This window comes from Streptomyces sp. NPDC012510, from assembly GCF_042955065.1.
Lineage (GTDB): Bacteria > Actinomycetota > Actinomycetes > Streptomycetales > Streptomycetaceae > Streptomyces.
The window spans coordinates 645,918-661,973 of record NZ_JBIBEN010000001.1 but is presented as its reverse complement, the minus strand read 5'-3'; the positions used below and the strand labels follow the sequence as shown (position 1 = coordinate 661,973).

Here is a 16,056-nt window from a genome sequence, read left to right as displayed (position 1 = left end):
GCCGACTGGTGCGCCCGTACGCCGTCCTGCGCGCTGCACGGGCGGGACGCCCGCGCCCTGTTCGACTCGCTCTACAAGCGCGCCGACGCCGGTGAGCTGGTCCTGCCGGGCGACCCGCCCCAGACGGTCACCACCCAGGACCTCCAGGGCCTCGCCTTCGGCAACATGTACGACCCGGCCGGCTGGTTCGACTTCGCCCAGACCCTCGCCGACCTTGACGCCTCCGACCCCGCCGCGGCACGGTCCCTCCGGCAGCGCGGTGAGCCGACGGAGTTCGCGTACCTCCCGGTGATGTGTCAGGACTACGACTTCGACGTCCGCTCGTACGGCACCCTCGCCCGCTACGAACGCAAGCTCGCCCGCCTCGCCCCGGTCACCCGACTCAGCTCCCTCGCCTGGACCGACCTGACCGGCTGCCAGGACTGGCCGACCGAGGTGACCAACCCGCCGCATCGACTCCGTGTCGACGGCACCCCGCCGATCCTGGTCACCAACAGCCGCTACGACGTGGCCACCCCGCACTCGTGGGGCTCCAACGCGGCCCGGCAGATGGGCCGTGAGGCCGTGTTCCTCACGTACGACGGTGTCGGCCACGGCGACTACTGGCTGAGCCCGTGCGCACGGGACGCCATCGACACCTACCTCACCACCCTGAAGACCCCGCGCAAGAACACCCACTGCCCCGCGGTCTGGCCGGCCGGCCCCTCCGCCCAGCGGCAGTCGCCGAGCGGCGGCCTCACCAACCCGCTGCCCGACCTGCTGGGCACGGGAACGCACCGGTGACCCAGGTGACGCCATCTGATCCGACCCGATCCTGAACTCCGGGGCGTGGCCCGGCCGACGGCCGAGCCACGCCCCGGAGGCCCCCCACGGGTCGAGCACCGGCTCACCCCACTCGGCGAAGGGCCGCGCGATGTCCTCGACGCCATGTCCACCCGGACGGTGACAGCCCTCGACGGCGAGCCCACAGTCACTTCGTGATGAGCTCAGGCAGACGGCGACATATCACCGGAGCGAGGAGCCGATGGGCAGGGCGGTCGAAGCCCTGACGCATCGACGGCCGAACGAGTCAAGGGCGTCGCGTCAAGGACGCCGCGTCAAGGGCGTCGTGTCAGGGGCGGGTGCCTACGCCGAAGGCGTTCCGGTGGGCCCGTTCGTCGTGGTCCTCCTCGGCGCACTCCTGTCCGGCACGGTGGCGGTCCTGGCCGCCTTCGCCGACGGCGGTCTCGGTCGCCGGGGTCCTCGGCATGCTCCTGTCCGTGCCCATCACCGCGGCGGCGTTCGCGGTGCTCTCTTAGCTGCGGGGCCGGTACGCGGTGCTCTCTGAGCTGCGGGGCCTGTACGAGGAAGGAGACAGGGGTACGGAGGACGCTGCGACCGAGGTTCCCGACAGCCCCGGAACCGGTCCGGTCGACCCGCGACCGCGCCCGGGGCGTGGTCCTCGACAGACTTCCCTGGCCGTCTCGGCGTCGTGATGACGGACGCCGCAGCAGCGGCTTGGCGATGCCCGAGCGCTTGTTGCGCGTCGGTGATCCCTACCCGCCGGACGACGGTGCTCGGAGCTGAGGCTGTCGGCCGAGGAGTTCGGCCAGGCCCTGTCGGGTGGCCGCGAGGACCACGCGGTCCCGGGAGCGCAGGACGTAGCCGGGGTGGAGGTCCCATATGAGTCCGGCAGGGCGGTCGGTTCCCTCGTGCGGTGGCGTGGCGGCGAGGTCGGGGAGCCGGTCGTCCGGTTCCGTCGTGTCCAGGGCGATGACGCGCCAGGCGCCGGCCCGGAACGACTCTGCGATGGTGCGCCCTTCGAGGTGAGGGTGCCCGGCGACGTTGAGGGCGGCGAAGACCAGCATGCGGCGCTCGACCGGGATGGCGCCGAGGATCTGGCGGCCCATCATGGCTCCGGCGAAGGCGGGGGCGGCGAGGGTGGAGACGCTGCGGCTGCGGGTGAGGGCGAGGGGGTGCGCGGCGCGCAGTGTGCGGTGGACGGCCGTGGCGAACTCGTCGTCGTACAGCCGCAGAGCCACCCGCAGGTCGGGCTTGACGGAGCGCGCGTACAGGGTCGCTTCCAGGTTCGTGGTGTCGATGCTGGTGAGGGCGAGCAGGGCGTGCGCCCGGTGGATCTTGGCGGTTTCCAGGACGCCCTCCTGGGTGACATCGCCGATGACGGTGGGGACGCGCAGGCGGCGGGCGACCGGGATGCCGCGCGCCTCGGGGTCCTCCTCCACGCAGACCACGGGGATGTCGAGCTCGTTCAGCCGGGTGAGCACCCGGGTGCCGATCTTGCCGAGGCCGAGCAGGACAACATGGCCGGACAGGCCACGCGGTGGGCGGCGTAGCGCGGCGGCGGTGCGGAAGGTGCCGAGCGCCTCCAGGACGGCGGCGAGCAGCACGGGAAGGAGCAGCAGCCCGGCGAGCCCACCGAGGAGCTGGAGCACTTGGCGGGCGGTGGATTCGCCGATCGCCGGATCGTTGATCGCGAAGAGATCGAGCAGCGTGACGTACGCGGCGCGCAGGGGGTGGTCGCCGGTGGTCAGCCAGCTTGCGACGGCCAGGCCCAAGACGCACGTGCCCAGTCCGGCCACGGCCCAGCGCAGCCGGCGTGAGAACAGGGACCCGAGCGGGGCTCCGCGCCCGGTGGGCCTCCTCGGCGGGGGAGCGGCCGCGGAGTGGGTGACCGCTTCCAGGGCCACGATGCCGTGTCCCGTGCTCGCGGCCACTGTCGCGTCGTCGGGCAGCAGCATCGGGCCTTCTCGGCCGCTGGCGTCCGACCCTTCCGCGCCGGCCGGGTCGTTGGTCGTCGATGACAGCAGGGCGAGCGTGCACAGGCCCGGATCGGCCGTCTCGCCGTGGCCCGGTGGAGGGCGCTCGACGGCACGCAGCAGCAGCCCGTCGGCCTGCACGACCTTGCTGGTGCCGGCGACGGCGGTGGCGGCGAGCGCGGGGGCGGCGGTGTCCGCGTCCGACAGGACGGTGGTGGAGGTGTCCAGGGCCTCCGGGTCCAGACCGGGGACGGCGAGGACGGCAGCCTGGTCGAGGAGTTCCTCCAGGTGCTGGCCGAGCTTGCGGTTGTAGAGCCGGATGACCAGCCGTAGCCGGGGGTTCAGGCGGCGGGCGGCCAGCGCGGCGCGGATGTTGGTCTCGTCGTCGTCATGGACCAGTGCCAGTGCGGCGGCCTCGCGCACGCCCGCCTCGACCAGGAGAGCCTCGGTGAGTTCGGCTGCCTCGACCAGATGAGGGGCGTCCGAAGCCCCGTGGGTGGCCGGGGCGGCCGTACGGTTCACGACCGCCTGGACCCGGCCCAGCATCGTCGTGGTCCGCGCCGGTCCGGTGCCGCTGGTCCGGTGTCCGGTCGGGACTACGAGGGTGACGCGCTCCCGGTACACCGCCGTGAGCTCGGCGGCCAGCCGTTCGGCGAGCGCGTCGTCACCGCACACGATCATGTGTCCCGGCTGGGGGACTCTTCTCGTCGGCTGCGGGAAGAGGACCATGTCGTCCGTGACCTCCTGGTCAGTGCTCCGGTCGCCTGTCAGCGACATCCCGTGTGTGCGAAGAGGCGGGTCATCCGGGAAGCGGGTCATCCGGCGGACGCCGTGTCGTCTTGGCACGTCGACGTCCCCCCGCTCGGCGGCCTCTGCCCATAGTCGTCCGCGGCCGGCCTGGTTCGTTCCCATACGGCGGTCACCGGAGCCCCGCGTCCGCTCGGCGCAACTCTCCCACTGCGAGGGCGAGATACGCCGCTGCGGCGAAGAGGATGCCGGGGATGGCGAGCATGCTGCGCCGATCGCTCTCCAGGACAGCCATGTATCGGCTCTGCGAGACCTCGACCGTCCCGCGTTCGTTGGGAGTCACGTCGAGGACGAAGTAGCGGCCGTCCCTGATGTCGGCTGACTGGAGGTTCCCCGCACCGGCCACGCTGACCAGGATCACCACGATTCCCGAGGCGACCAGGCTCCCCAGAGCACCCTGTACCGCGCCGGACAGGCACCGGAAGGCGAGCCATACCGAGTGGCGGTCCGCTCGCGTCAGGAGGACGCGCACCATGGCAGCTGCGAAGATCGGGAACAGCAGCAGCACGACCGCCGCCGTCAGCCATGGCGAGTCCACCAGCGGCAAGGTCCCCGGCAGCCATGTCAGCGCTGCGGAAATCAGCAGCAAGGCACTCAGCCCGGCTGCGATTCCCCCGTGCAGCTTGAAACTCCACCCCATGCCGCAGAGCCTTCCACGGGCGCCGCTTCGGTTCACTGCCGTACCTCGGCAGAGAAACCCACTCACTGACGGCAAGGATCCTGCCTGGAAGACGACGGCGTGGTGTTCTTGGCTGCTCGTCACTTGGCAGATGACACAGGTGTGGTCGTCTGGACCGCTACGGTCCCCAGCCCACCGCCCATATCGCCCCCAAGCCTTCTGGGACGCGGCGACTTTGCGCTGCCGCCATGGCCGCCGGCGCAGGTCTAGATCGCCGCCGCGCTCCGTTCATCGCCGGCTACGTCCTGCCGCTGCAGGGTCGGCTGACGCCGCAGCGGGCACATCGCCACGCGGCCGATCTCGCGGGCCTGGCCTGGTCCATGGTGGTGGCGTCCAGGCTTGGGGGTTCAGGCTCGGGGCGCGTCTCCGGCACGACTGCCGCCTGGTCTCGGTCGGCGACAGGCGATGGCGGTCGACGGGCGATGGCGGTCGACGGGCGATGGCGGTCGACGGGCGGTGGTGGTCGACGGGCGATGGTGGTCGACGGGCGGTGGTGGGCGACGTGACAGGGCTCGGGCAGGGGTCCTGACGGGTGTCGGCACCACGGTGCGGGCGGTTCATCCTGCGAACTCGCGGACGGGCAGCCCGGTGATGCCGACTCGTGCCCGGAACAGCGAGCCTGCCGTCGGGTCCTCACCAGGTTCAAGGTCCTCTCGGGATGTGGTGATGAACAGCTCGTCCAGTCGTGGCCCGCCGAAGGTGCAGGCGGTGACCTTCCTCGCCGGTAGTTCGATCACCTCGTCGAGGACACCCGATGGGGAGTAGCGTCGCACCGCTCCACCGTTGTTGAGGGCCACCCAGACACCGCCTTGGACGTCGACGGTCAGCCCGTCCGGTCGCCCGGCCTCGACAGGAACGGTCACGAGAGTGCGCTGCGCGGTCAGGCCCGACTCGCGGTCGTACGCGAGCACGGCGATGCGTTGTGTCGGCGTGTCGTTGTAGTAGGCGTGGGTGCCGTCGGGGCTCCACTCCAGCCCGTTGGAGACGGTGACCCCGGTGAGGATCACCGTGACGGAACCGTCGGGTGCCAGCCGGTACAGGGTGCCGGCGTCGGGGCGCTTGTCGTAGGCCATGGAGCCGCAGTAGAAGCGGCCGTCGGGATCGCAGCCGCCCTCGTTCATCCGTATCCCGCGGTCGTCGTCCCACAGCTCGGGCAGATGTGTCAGGGTTCCGTCGGCGTCCTCCAGGGCGAAGCCCCGCTCGACTCCGATGACCGCTCCTCCCCGGCGGCGTGGTCGTACCGCTGCGGCGACGTCGCCCACATGGCGGCGGGTGACGGTGCCGTCGTCGGAGAGGGACAGCACGTCCCCGGCCAGCATGTCGACCCAGCGCAGGCCGCCCCAGCGTGGCGACCACACGGGCCCCTCGGCGTGGTACGCGATCGGATCGGTCACCTGTTCCGGACGCATCGGCGCCTCCCGGCGAAGCGGATAGTTTGGCCCATAGGTGCCTTTTCTCCCTCACGTGTCATGGTGCCTCACCGAACCAGGAGACCGCCGTATGGCCCGTTCGCGCACGACCGCGGCGTTGCGGCCGTGGTTCACCGAGCTGTGGCCGCTGGTGCAGGTGACGGCAGCGGCCACGCTGGCCTGGGTCATCGCCCGCCGGATCGCCGCTCACGATGCCCCGTTCTTCGCCCCGATCGCGGCCGTGGTCGCGCTCAGCTTCGGGCGCGGCGAGCGGGGGCGCAACGCCCTGCGGCTGGTCTTCGGGGTGTGTATCGGCATCGTGATCGGTGAACTGACGGTCGCCGTGCTCGGAGGCGGCTGGGACAGGCTGGCGGTGGCCACATTCGTCACGCTGGCCATCGCGCAGGCGCTGGGGGCCGATCGGCTGGTGCGCGTCCAGGCCGCCTCCGGGGCGGTCCTGACGATCGTCGCGGCCGATGGAGAGGCCGGCTGGAACCGGTTGATCGATGCGCTGATCGGTGCGGGGGTGGCGTTGGTCTTCACCCAGGTGCTGTTTCCCCCCGAGCCGTTGGCCTTGGTGCGCCGGGCGGAGAAGGCGGCGCTGACCACCATGGCCGAGGGCCTTCGACTGGCGGCTGAGGCGATGGAGCGGGACGGGCCCGACGAGAACCTGCGTGAAGAGTTGATCGGATGTATGTCGGATGTGCGGGAGCATCTCGCGGAGGTGGGGAAGGCCGGATCGGCGGGCGTGCGGGTCGCCGGTCACTCGCTGATCTGGCGTTACGAGCGCCCTGCCGCCAGGCGGACGAACGAGGAGACGGAGCAGGTGCAGTTGCTCGGAGCCGGCTGTCTGATGCTCATGCGCACCGCTGTGAGCGGGGGCAGGCAGGGCCGGCTCGCGCAGGCGGTGCGGGAGCTGGCCGCAGTGATCACCGATCTCGCGACGGACCTGCGCAGTCCCCCGATCCGCCGGCGCGCGGCGGAGCGTGCCATCGCCGTCGCCCGCCGGGTCGGCGAGGCACCGGCGGCGCATATGGCGCGAGAAGCGACGGCGGCCGGTGTGCGGTATCTCTGCCTCGACATCGTCGTCCTCGCCGGTACCGCCCCGGGCGACGCCTTCGCCGTGCCGCACCACGGTGAAAGCGAGCCGCGGGCGGATGCGCCGCCGGAGGACTCCCGCGTCTCCGGCCCGCCTCGCTCCACGGTGCTCAGCCGACTCGTGGACCGGCTGGCGGGCCGACGAAGAGAGCGGCGTTGACCACGACTGGTCGCGCCGGCCGAGCGTCACGGCGGGCCCGCACTTCCTGCCGCGTATTCCTTCAGCGGGACCAGCCCCGCCTTCCAAGCTGCCAAGACGGGCGTCATCACGCGCCAGGCCGCTTCGGCCTCGTCACCACGGACGGACAACGCGCTGCCGCCCGACAGCAGGTCCAGCAAGACGCGACCACAGGCCGACAGGTCGGCGGCGGGGGGCGGCGCGGTCAGCGTCATCGGCGCCGGGCTCGGCGGATCCAGGGAAACGCCGCCCGTCAGGTGCAAGGCGATGTCCTCAGGGCCGTCGAGGCCGATCGGGAAGCAGGCAGGCCCATCGCGACCCGGGACAGGATCTGGAGCATGTGATTCTGCATCACGTCCCGCAGGGTGCCGGAGCGGTCGAAGTAGCCTGCACGGCCCTCCAGTCCGAGGTCTTCCTCCCACAGGATGTCGATCTGCTCGATGTGCCGGCTGTTCCATACGGCTTCCAGGACGCGGTTGGCCAGGCGCAGCGCGAACAGGTTCCACGCCGTCGGAAGTCCGAGGGCGTGGTCGACCCGGAACACCCCTGGTAGCACCAGCGTGTCGATCAACTGCTCACCCCCGTACGACGACCTCGGCAACACCGCGCGTCCCGACGACGCGGGTAACCCAAAAATCGAGGTAAGTGGCAGGTTGGTGCGGTTTATGAAGAATTCTGAGTATGCCCGATCTTGATCCAGCAGGTGTGGAAGCGAAGCGGCCTCCTCCGGTCGTGACGCTTGCCGCGCTGTACGGCACGGGAGGCGTCGTCATCGGGCCCGAAGTGGCGCAGCGGCTCGGCGTGACCTTCCTCGACCGCGCCATTCCCGCGTCGGTCGCCGCGCGGGCCCGCGTTCCCGAGGAGGTCGTCGCCGCCGCGGAGGAACGCCCCGTCAGGCGCGGGCAGCGGCTGCTGGCACGGCTGGCCAGGGCGCCCAGCCTGACAGCCGGCCCTTCCCAGGACCGCTGGCCTCTGGAAGAGAGCGAGATGCGGGCGCAGATCCGCCGCTTCATGGCCCAGGCCGCCCGCTCCGGAGGTGTGGTGCTGGGGCGCGGCGGCGCGATCGTGCTGCGCGAGCTGCCGCAAGCACTGCATGTGTACCTGGGCGGACCGCTGCAGGCCCGTATCGCACAGACGATGGAAGCCGAAGACGTCGATCGCGCCACCGCTGAGCGGCGCGTGAAGGCCAACGACTGGGCGCGAAGGGAGTACGTCCACAGGGCGTACGGCGCCGACGGTGACGACCCGGCGCTGTATCACCTCATGATCGACGCCACCGCCTTCGGCGTGGACGCGTGCGTGGAGCTGATCATCGCTGCCGCCGCCATGCGCATGCCGCGCAGCAACTGACTCGACGACATGAGGAGTGCCTATGCTCAGGCCCCGCGATACGCCCACCCGCGAGCGCACCTCGCTCAACGGCCTGTGGCGGTTCGCCGTCGACACCGATGGTGTCGGCCGGACCGACGGCTGGTGGAACGGCACTCTGCCAGGCAGGCGGGAGATGCCCGTACCGGCCAGTTACAACGACCTGTTCCCGGATCCGGCGGTCCATGACCATGTGGGTGACGTCTGGTACCAGAGGGTGATACGGGTTCCCAGACGATGGGAGGGACAGCGGATCGTCCTGCGTTTCGACTCCGCGACCCACCGGGCGGTGGTCTGGGTCGACGACACCGAGGTCACAGCACACGAAGGCGGATACACGCCGTTCGAGGCCGACCTCACCGACCTGGTCACGCCGGGCGGTGAGTACCGGGTCACGGTCGTGGTGGACAACACCCTGTCGTGGCAGTCGATCCCACCGGGATACGTCGAGCAGACTCCCGACGGCCCACGCCAACGCTACTTCCACGACTTCTTCAACTACGCCGGTCTGCACCGCAGCGTCTGGCTCTACACCACCCCCCGCACCTACATCGGAGACATCACCGTACTCACCCGGCTGGCCGGACCGACAGGGATCGTCGACTACCAGATCCAAGCGGTCGGTCCCGAGGAACACGCCGTCCGCGTCGTACTCCGGGACGCCGACGGCGCCGAAGTCGCGCGAGCCGACGGCGCCACCGGCGGGCTCAGCGTCGAGGACGTGCACCCGTGGCGGCCGGGGGAGGGCTACCTCTACGAGCTCCACGCCGAACTGCGGGGCACCGGAGAGGAACCGACCGACGCGTACACGCTGCCGGTCGGGGTACGCAGCGTGGCGGTCGAGGGGAGCCGGTTCCTCATCAACGGCGAGCCGTTCTACTTCACAGGATTCGGCAAACACGAGGACAGCCCCGTACGCGGCAAGGGCCACGACGACGCCTTCATGGTCCATGACTTCGCTCTGATGGAGTGGCTCGGCGCGAACTCGTTCCGCACGTCGCACTACCCGTATGCGGAGGAGGTGCTCGAGTACGCCGACCGGCACGGCATCGTGGTCATCGGCGAAACTCCCGCCGTGGGGCTCAACGCCGAACTGGGCGCCACCCTCGCCGAGGCGGTGTTCACCACCTTCTCCAAGTTCACCATCAACGCCGCCACGCAGGAGGCCCACCGCCAGGCACTCGCCGAGATGATCGCCCGGGACAAGAACCACCCCAGTGTGGTGATCTGGAGCATCGCCAACGAGCCGGAGTCCAGCACGACCGCCTCCCGCTCCTACTTCGAGCCGCTGGTCGATGAAGCCCGGCGGCTGGACCCGTCCCGCCCGCTGGCCTTCGTCAACTTCATGAGCGCGACCCCGGACAACGACGTCATCTCCGGCCTGTTCGACGTCCTCATGCTCAACCGCTACTACGGCTGGTACAAAGACCTGGCAGAACTCGCCGCGGCCGAACGGAACCTGGAAGACGAACTCCGCGCCTGGACACGTAAGCACGACAAACCGATCATCATGACCGAATACGGCGCGGACACGCTCATGGGCCTGCGCACCATCACACCCACCCCGTGGACCGAGGACTACCAGGCCGACGTACTCGCGATGTATCACCGGGTCTTCGACCGCGTCGAGGCGGTCGTCGGCGAGCAGGTCTGGAACTTCGCGGACTTCGCGACCGCCCCGGGCCTGCTGCGTGTCGACGGCAACAAGAAGGGCGTGTTCACCCGCGACCGCAGACCCAAAACCAGCGCATGGCAGCTGCGCGAACGCTGGCAAGGGCGCCGGTGACCGGCCCGCGGGGCGAGCAGCCCGCCAAACTGCGCACCATCCAGTACATCGGCTACGGGGCCGGAGACTTCGCGAACAACCTGGCGTTCTCGATGGCGTCGATGTTCCTGCTCCTCTACTACACCGACGTCGTCGGGATCTCCGCCACCACGGCGGGGACACTGTTTCTGATCGTGCGGGCCTGGGACGGGATCGCCGACGTGATCGCGGGCCGCATCGTCGACCGCACCTCCACCCGATGGGGCAAATACCGCCCCTACCTGCTGTTCGCATCCCTGCCGCTGCTGCTGCTGACCGTCGCGCTCTTCTCCGTGCCGGGCGGACTGAGCGAGGGCGGCGCACTCGTGTACGCCTACCTCTCCTACGCGCTGTTCTCCTTCGCCTACGGCCTGGTCAACATCCCCTACGGTTCCCTGTCCACCGCCATGACCCAGGATCCCGACGAACGCTCCAAACTCTCCAGCGCCCGGGTTCTCGCCGCGAACGTGGTCATCCTGCTGCTGGCGGTCGTCGTCTCACGGCAGATCGCGACATCCGACGACCTCCAGCAATCCTTGACGATCATCACCGTGGGCCTGGTGGTGATCGGGATGACGTTGTACGTGTTCACCTTCTTCACCGCCAAAGAGCAGGTGCGGCGCGATGTCGAGAAGGTCAGCCTGCGCCAGGCGTGGAACACCGTGAAGCAGAACAAGCCGCTGCTCCGGCTCGGCCTGTCCAGCGTGCTGTTCCTGTGCGGCATGTTCGCCCTGGAGACCACCGCCATCTACTACGCCCGCTACGTCCTCGACGACGCCGGCCTCTACGTCGTCCTCGTCACCGTGCAGGTCGTCGGCATGCTCCTGGCGACCCTGCTCATCCCCGCCACAGTGAGCAAAATCGGCAAGCGGACCTCCTACGTCGCGGGCGGAACCATCGCCGTGCTGGGCGGCATCGTCACCGCCGTCGCGCCAGGATCCATTCCCGCGATCGCCTTCGTCGGTTTCGGCACCCTCGGCATCGGGATCGGCGCCATCAACACCCTGATCTGGGCGCTCGTCGCCGACACCGTCGAGTACGGGGAATGGAAAACCGGCGTACGCGCCGAAGGCGCGACCTACTCGGTCCTCTCCCTCAGCCGCAAATTCGGGCAGGCCATCGGGGCTGCCGCCGCGGCGTACATCATCGGTATCGGGGGCTACGAATCCGCCGCCGCCACTCAAAGCGACAGCGCTGTCACCGCGATCAGAATTGCGGCCGGGGCTGTCCCGGCCCTGGTCCTCATCCCCGCGATCGCCCTCATGGTGACCTATCCCCTGACCGAGAAGAAGTTCCGCGAGATCGTCGCCGACATCGCCCAGCGCCACGCGGAACCCGGCCCGGACGAACCGCGAGCCTCCCGAGCATGAGCCCGCGAGCGTCCCGAGCACCTGTCGTCACGCCGAGCAGGCCCAGTCATCTTCCGCCACCGGAGTCGCGGTTCCTGGGGCAGCGAAACCTACCCCAGAGCTGAAGCACGTGGCCCGATCAGCGCGGTTTGCGCGATCGCGGAGGCGGCAGCCCGGCCGGCGCGCCCGGGCCCGCCGCGCGTTCCGGCGGGCCATGCGCATGCCGGGTAGCCTGGGATGAGGACCGGGAGGCGGGCAGGAACCTCGTACGACGGTGCAAGGTGGAGGGGTCTTCATGGCGCACCCACATGAGTCCGAACGTTCCGGCATGCGGTCCGCACCGCTTCCGGCTGCTTCGAAGGCGGCCGGTACCGGAGCGGAGACGCGTCGTGGGCCGCGGCTGGCCTCGGTCGTACTGTTCGTCCACGACCACGACGAATCAGCGGACTTCTACCAAGAGCTGCTGAACATGGAGGTCACGGTCCGCACCGCCACGGCCGTGCTGCTCGTGAACCAGGGCGGCTTCCAGGTGTATCTGCGCAGCGTGGGTCCGAAAGCCCAGCACCCGGTGGGCCATGTCGGCGCGCAGTACGTCATCTGGACGGCGGACGGCCCCGACGACTTCCAGCGGTGCGAGCGCGTACTGAGAGCCCGCTCCCTCCGTGTCGACACACGGCACGGAGAGGGCTTCACTCTCATCGAGGGCCAGGACCCCAGCGGCCTGCCCGTGCTGGTGGCCTATCCAGGACCCGACGAAGTGACGCGTCTCGAGATCATCGCTCGTTACTACGTATGACGCCCCGGCAGGAGGCCCCGGATGGCACACAAAAGGAACGTGCGCGTTCGCCGCGTCTACGAGGCTCCCGCGCCGGCCGACGGCACCAGAGTGCTGGTCGACCGCATCTGGCCCCGGGGAATGGCCAAGGAGAAGGCCCACCTCGACGAGTGGTGCAAGCAGGTCGCGCCCTCCACGGAGCTGCGCAAGTGGTACAGCCACGCCCCTGAGCGGTTCCCTGAATTCAGCCGCCGCTACCGGACCGAGCTCAAAGACCCGGAGCACGCGGAGGCTGTGGCACATCTACGCGATCTCGCCCATGACCGGACCCTGACACTGCTCACCGCAACCAGGCATCCAGAGATCAGCGAAGCCGAGGTGCTCGCGGAGCTGCTCCGGGGTTGACATCACCGTTACCTGTCGCGGCACGGTATGCAGCCCGGTGCTCCGCCCGGGCCCTCCCGTGCCGGAACGTGAGTCCGTCGGCCTGCGCGGCGAAGGCGGTCTGCCGGCAGGCGGGACTCGCGGCCCGATCCGCCGATGCGCGGGCCCGCACGATCACCAACTCGCCGTCGGCCACTGCGTTTGCAACGGGAGGTGTGATGAGCGGACTGGTCGTGGTGGGAGTGGACGGCTCGGCGTCGAGTCTTGCCTCGGTGGAGGCGGCCGCGATGGAGGCTCACTGGCGTGGGGCGGGGCTGCGGCTGGTGCACGCCTTCGCCTGGCGTGACATGCATCCCCTCGGACCGCTGTCGCTGGGCCCGCCCGAGAACGGGTTGCGCGACGTGGAGGAGCCACTGCTGGCCGAGGCGGAGGATCGGGCTGCCGCGGTGGCCCCGGCCGTGGAGGTCTCGCGCACCGTGGTGACGGGAGAACCCCTGGCCGTGCTGGAGGCACAGTCGCGTGTTGCGGAACTCGTCGTGGTCGGATCGCGGGGCATGAGTGGTTTCGTCGCGCTGATGGTGGGGTCGACAGGGGTGCAACTGGCAGCTCATGCCCGGTGTCCCGTGCTCGTCGTGCGAGGGCGGGGCGAGGTCACGGGACCGATCGTGCTGGGAGTCGATGGTTCCCCGGCGGGTGCCAAGGCGGTCGACTTCGCTTTCGCCGAGGCAGCACTGCGCGACGTCGACATCGTCGTCGTGCACTGCTGGACCGCGTGGGGCGCACCGATGCCCCCTCCGCACGATGCGGCCATGCCCTACGCGAACGAGCCGGGCGCGCTGGCGGCGCATGAGGAGCGTGTCCTGGCGGAGGCGATCGCCGGCCGGCAGGAGAGGTTCCCGCACGTGAGGGTGGAGCGCGACGTCGTCCACGGCGGGACACGTGAGACGCTGATCGAGGCAAGCCGTAGGGCCCAGTTGCTGGTGGTCGGTGCCCGGGGACACGGCGGGTTCACCGGCCTGCTGCTCGGCTCAGTCAGCCAGGCCATGCTGCATCACGCGCACTGCCCCGTAGCAGTGGTCCGGAGCGCCGACGACAGCCGCTGACCCGGTGCGGCCTCCGGCCTCGCGATCCCGACGCCATGGAGGCGGACAGCACCACGTCGTGGCTGCTCGGTGGCGCCGCCAGGCTGAAGGACGAAGCACCCGACCCCGTTGCGGAGTCGCGGGTTGCGGGAGTGGGCCCGCTGGTACGGCGCAGCCCAGCCGTCCTCTCTCATGACCGGCCGACCACGTCCTGATCGTCCACCGCCTCCTTCGCCGCCGCGGGCGACGTCACGTCCTCGGTCAGTACGTGGTGGCTCGTCGGTTCAGGCTTGCCCCGTCGGCCCGCCAGCCACAGGGCAACGGGCTCGGTGTAGCGGGCGGTGAGCGGGCCGAGGATCACCAGGATCAGCACGTACGCCGTGGCCAGCGGGCCCAGGGAGGGTTCGATCCCGGCGGTGACGGCAAGGCCGGCGATCACGATGGAGAACTCACCCCGCGCCACCAGCGTGCCACCCGCCCGCCACCTGCCCTTGGCCGAGACACCGGCCCGCTTGGCCGCCCAGTACCCGGTGGCGATCTTCGTGCCGGCGGTGATGACGGCCAGCACGAGCGCGGGCACGAGCACCGGCGGAATGCTGGACGGGTCGGTGTGCAGGCCGAAGAAGACGAAGAACACGGCGGCGAACAGGTCCCGCAGCGGAGCCAGCAGATTGTGCGCGCCCTCCGCCACCTCGCCGGACAGGGCGATCCCTACCAGGAACGCGCCCACGGCCGCTGACACCTGGAGCTGCTGCGCCAAGCCGGCGACCAGCAAGGTCAGGCCAAGCACCACCAGCAGCAGCTTCTCCGGGTCGTCGCTGGAGACGAACCGGGAGATGTGCCTGCCGTAACGCACCGCCAGCAGCAGTACCAGACCGGCCACACCGAGCGCGACGGCGAGGGTCATGCTGCCCGCCGCCAGACTCGTCCCCGCCAGCAACGCGGTGATGATGGGCAGGTACACGGCCATGGACAGGTCTTCCAGGACCAGGATGCTCAGGATCACCGGGGTTTCACGGTTGCCGAGCCGCCCCAGGTCGCCAAGCACCTTGGCGATGACACCGGATGAGGAGATCCAGGTCACTCCGGCCAGCACCACTGCCGCCACCGGGCCCCAGCCCAGCAACAACGCCATCGCGGCCCCGGGCAGGGCGTTGAGGGCCGCGTCGACAAGTCCGGCAGGATACTGGGTCTTGAGGTTGGAGACGAGGTCGCTGGCGGTGTACTCCAGGCCCAGCATGAGCAGCAGCAGGATGACGCCGATCTCGGCGCCGATCGCCACGAACTCCTCACTGGCCCCCAGCGGCAGCAGCCCGCCTTCGCCGAAGGCGAGTCCGGCCAGCAGATACAAGGGGATGGGCGAGAACTGGAAGCGCCCGGCGAACCGGCCGAGCAGCCCCAGACCGAGGATGATCGCGCCGAACTCGATCAGGAAGACCGCGGTGGAGTGCACGCAGACTCACTCCCGCCCGAGTATCGCCGCGGCGGCCTCGGCACCCTCACGGGTGCCGATCACGATCAGGGTGTCCCCGCCTGCCAGCCGGAAGTCCGGCCCTGGGGATGGAATCGCCTCCGCCCGGCGCAGCACCGCCACGATCGACACACCCGTCTCGGTACGCATCCGGGTGTCTCCCAGCAGCCGCCCGTTCCAGTGCGAGGTGGCGGACAATTCGATCCGCTCCGCCACCAGCCCGAGTTCCGTCGTCGACAGCAGACTCGGACTGTGGTGGGCGGGCATCAGGGCGTCGATGAGCGCCTCCGCCTCCCCCGAGGTCAACCGCACGGACAGCGCGCAGGCGTCCGGATCGTCCTTGCGGTACGCGCTCAGGGTCCGCGACCCGTCCCGGTGCGCGACCACGGACAGGGGACGCTGCTCCCGTGTGGTGAGGTCGTATCGGACCCCGATCCCCGGCAACGGCGTACTGCTCATGCGCGCAGCGCCCACGGCTGTCTCCCTGTCTGATTCGGGTGTTTCTTTAGCCGATCTTTGCTGACACCCTAGCGAGTGCCCCGAACTCGGCCTTCACCAGTCCCGTCCGCAGCCGACCGGCCGGGGGACGAGCCGGGAAGGAAACGCCGCATGATCGAGTGGGTGCCACTTCGGCGGGTATTGGCGCCGCCAACGGCTGTCACGCGCAGGTGCTGGTCTGGCAGGACATGGTCGGGCTGCGGACCGGGCGTCTGCCGCGGTTCGTGAAGCGGTATGCGGACGTGCACGGTGAGCTGCGCGACGTGCGGTCCGGGAGTCCGCGGCGGAGATGGCGGCGGGTGCGTTCCCGGGGCCTGAACACTCCTTCCAGGGGGTGCGAGCCGGCCCGGGGCGCTCTCGGCTGAGGTGGCCCGGGGTGCTCGGCTGAGCCGGCGACA

Annotated in this window: 17 protein-coding genes; 9 read left to right on the top strand and 8 right to left on the bottom strand. The window is 70.1% G+C overall.

All coding sequences use genetic code 11. From position 1 onward, the window contains the following. Positions 1-783, top strand: a 783-nt coding sequence (locus tag ACFY9I_RS02890; RefSeq protein WP_390995642.1) for an alpha/beta hydrolase, incomplete at its 5' end; no start/stop codon positions are given. 328 nt (positions 784-1,111) lie between these two features. Here the strand turns inward: ACFY9I_RS02890 and ACFY9I_RS02885 are convergent. The 4 genes from ACFY9I_RS02885 to ACFY9I_RS02870 all read right to left on the bottom strand — a co-directional run bounded on the left by ACFY9I_RS02885 (position 1,112) and on the right by ACFY9I_RS02870 (position 5,651). Beyond that, complete coding sequence (locus ACFY9I_RS02885; RefSeq protein WP_390995640.1) at positions 1,112-1,249, bottom strand: hypothetical protein; 138 nt, start codon at positions 1,247-1,249, stop codon at positions 1,112-1,114. Between the two features lie 286 nt (positions 1,250-1,535). Then, positions 1,536-3,437, bottom strand: coding sequence for an NAD-binding protein (locus ACFY9I_RS02880; RefSeq protein WP_390995768.1), 1,902 nt, complete (start codon positions 3,435-3,437; stop codon positions 1,536-1,538). 238 nt (positions 3,438-3,675) lie between these two features. Continuing rightward, complete coding sequence (locus tag ACFY9I_RS02875) at positions 3,676-4,203, bottom strand: hypothetical protein (protein ID WP_390995637.1); 528 nt, start codon at positions 4,201-4,203, stop codon at positions 3,676-3,678. A 596-nt stretch (positions 4,204-4,799) separates the two neighbouring features. Continuing rightward, complete coding sequence (locus ACFY9I_RS02870; protein WP_390995635.1) at positions 4,800-5,651, bottom strand: SMP-30/gluconolactonase/LRE family protein; 852 nt, start codon at positions 5,649-5,651, stop codon at positions 4,800-4,802. Positions 5,652-5,742: 91 nt separating this feature from the next. Between ACFY9I_RS02870 and ACFY9I_RS02865 the strand changes: the two genes are divergently transcribed. Beyond that, positions 5,743-6,909: an FUSC family protein gene (locus tag ACFY9I_RS02865; RefSeq protein WP_390995632.1), complete on the top strand. Its 1,167-nt coding sequence runs from the start codon at positions 5,743-5,745 to the stop codon at positions 6,907-6,909. A 26-nt stretch (positions 6,910-6,935) separates the two neighbouring features. On the opposite strand, the gene ACFY9I_RS02860 is transcribed toward ACFY9I_RS02865, so the two are convergent. Together ACFY9I_RS02860 and ACFY9I_RS02855 are read right to left on the bottom strand one after the other, a co-directional pair. Further along, positions 6,936-7,190 (bottom strand): hypothetical protein, encoded by a 255-nt coding sequence (locus ACFY9I_RS02860; protein WP_390995630.1) that lies wholly within the window; start codon positions 7,188-7,190, stop codon positions 6,936-6,938. Beyond that, the gene (locus ACFY9I_RS02855; RefSeq protein ID WP_390995627.1) at positions 7,181-7,498 is read right to left on the bottom strand and encodes a hypothetical protein; all 318 of its coding nucleotides are present in this window, start codon (positions 7,496-7,498) and stop codon (positions 7,181-7,183) included. Before ACFY9I_RS02855 ends, ACFY9I_RS02860 begins: the two co-directional genes overlap by 10 nt. A 161-nt stretch (positions 7,499-7,659) precedes the next feature. Here ACFY9I_RS02855 and ACFY9I_RS02850 point away from each other — a divergent pair, with 161 nt between their 5' ends. From ACFY9I_RS02850 to ACFY9I_RS02825, 6 genes are all read left to right on the top strand, one after another. Beyond that, positions 7,660-8,277: a cytidylate kinase family protein gene (locus tag ACFY9I_RS02850; protein ID WP_390995624.1), complete on the top strand. Its 618-nt coding sequence runs from the start codon at positions 7,660-7,662 to the stop codon at positions 8,275-8,277. Between the two features lie 22 nt (positions 8,278-8,299). After that, positions 8,300-10,081 (top strand): beta-glucuronidase, encoded by a 1,782-nt coding sequence (gene uidA, locus ACFY9I_RS02845; RefSeq protein WP_390995621.1) that lies wholly within the window; start codon positions 8,300-8,302, stop codon positions 10,079-10,081. Beyond that, a complete protein-coding gene (locus ACFY9I_RS02840) occupies positions 10,045-11,469 on the top strand; it encodes a glycoside-pentoside-hexuronide (GPH):cation symporter (RefSeq protein WP_390995618.1) in 1,425 nt (474 codons plus the stop codon). The genes uidA and ACFY9I_RS02840 overlap by 37 nt, the downstream gene beginning before the upstream one ends. Before the next feature lie 307 nt (positions 11,470-11,776). After that, positions 11,777-12,244 (top strand): VOC family protein, encoded by a 468-nt coding sequence (locus tag ACFY9I_RS02835; RefSeq protein ID WP_390995616.1) that lies wholly within the window; start codon positions 11,777-11,779, stop codon positions 12,242-12,244. Between the two features lie 21 nt (positions 12,245-12,265). Next, positions 12,266-12,628: a DUF488 family protein gene (locus tag ACFY9I_RS02830; RefSeq protein ID WP_390995613.1), complete on the top strand. Its 363-nt coding sequence runs from the start codon at positions 12,266-12,268 to the stop codon at positions 12,626-12,628. Between the two features lie 197 nt (positions 12,629-12,825). Continuing rightward, positions 12,826-13,710, top strand: coding sequence for a universal stress protein (locus ACFY9I_RS02825; protein ID WP_390995611.1), 885 nt, complete (start codon positions 12,826-12,828; stop codon positions 13,708-13,710). A 169-nt stretch (positions 13,711-13,879) separates the two neighbouring features. Here the strand turns inward: ACFY9I_RS02825 and ACFY9I_RS02820 are convergent, their stop codons facing one another. Together ACFY9I_RS02820 and ACFY9I_RS02815 are read right to left on the bottom strand one after the other, a co-directional pair. Further along, a complete protein-coding gene (locus ACFY9I_RS02820; RefSeq protein WP_390995608.1) occupies positions 13,880-15,142 on the bottom strand; it encodes a cation:proton antiporter in 1,263 nt (420 codons plus the stop codon). Positions 15,143-15,148: 6 nt separating this feature from the next. Further along, positions 15,149-15,619, bottom strand: coding sequence for a TrkA C-terminal domain-containing protein (locus tag ACFY9I_RS02815; RefSeq protein WP_390995765.1), 471 nt, complete (start codon positions 15,617-15,619; stop codon positions 15,149-15,151). A gap of 158 nt (positions 15,620-15,777) precedes the next feature. Between ACFY9I_RS02815 and ACFY9I_RS02810 the strand changes: the two genes are divergently transcribed. Next, positions 15,778-16,023, top strand: a complete 246-nt coding sequence (locus ACFY9I_RS02810) for a 3-methyl-2-oxobutanoate hydroxymethyltransferase (protein ID WP_390995605.1) — start codon at positions 15,778-15,780, stop codon at positions 16,021-16,023. Positions 16,024-16,056: the final 33 nt, after the last annotated feature.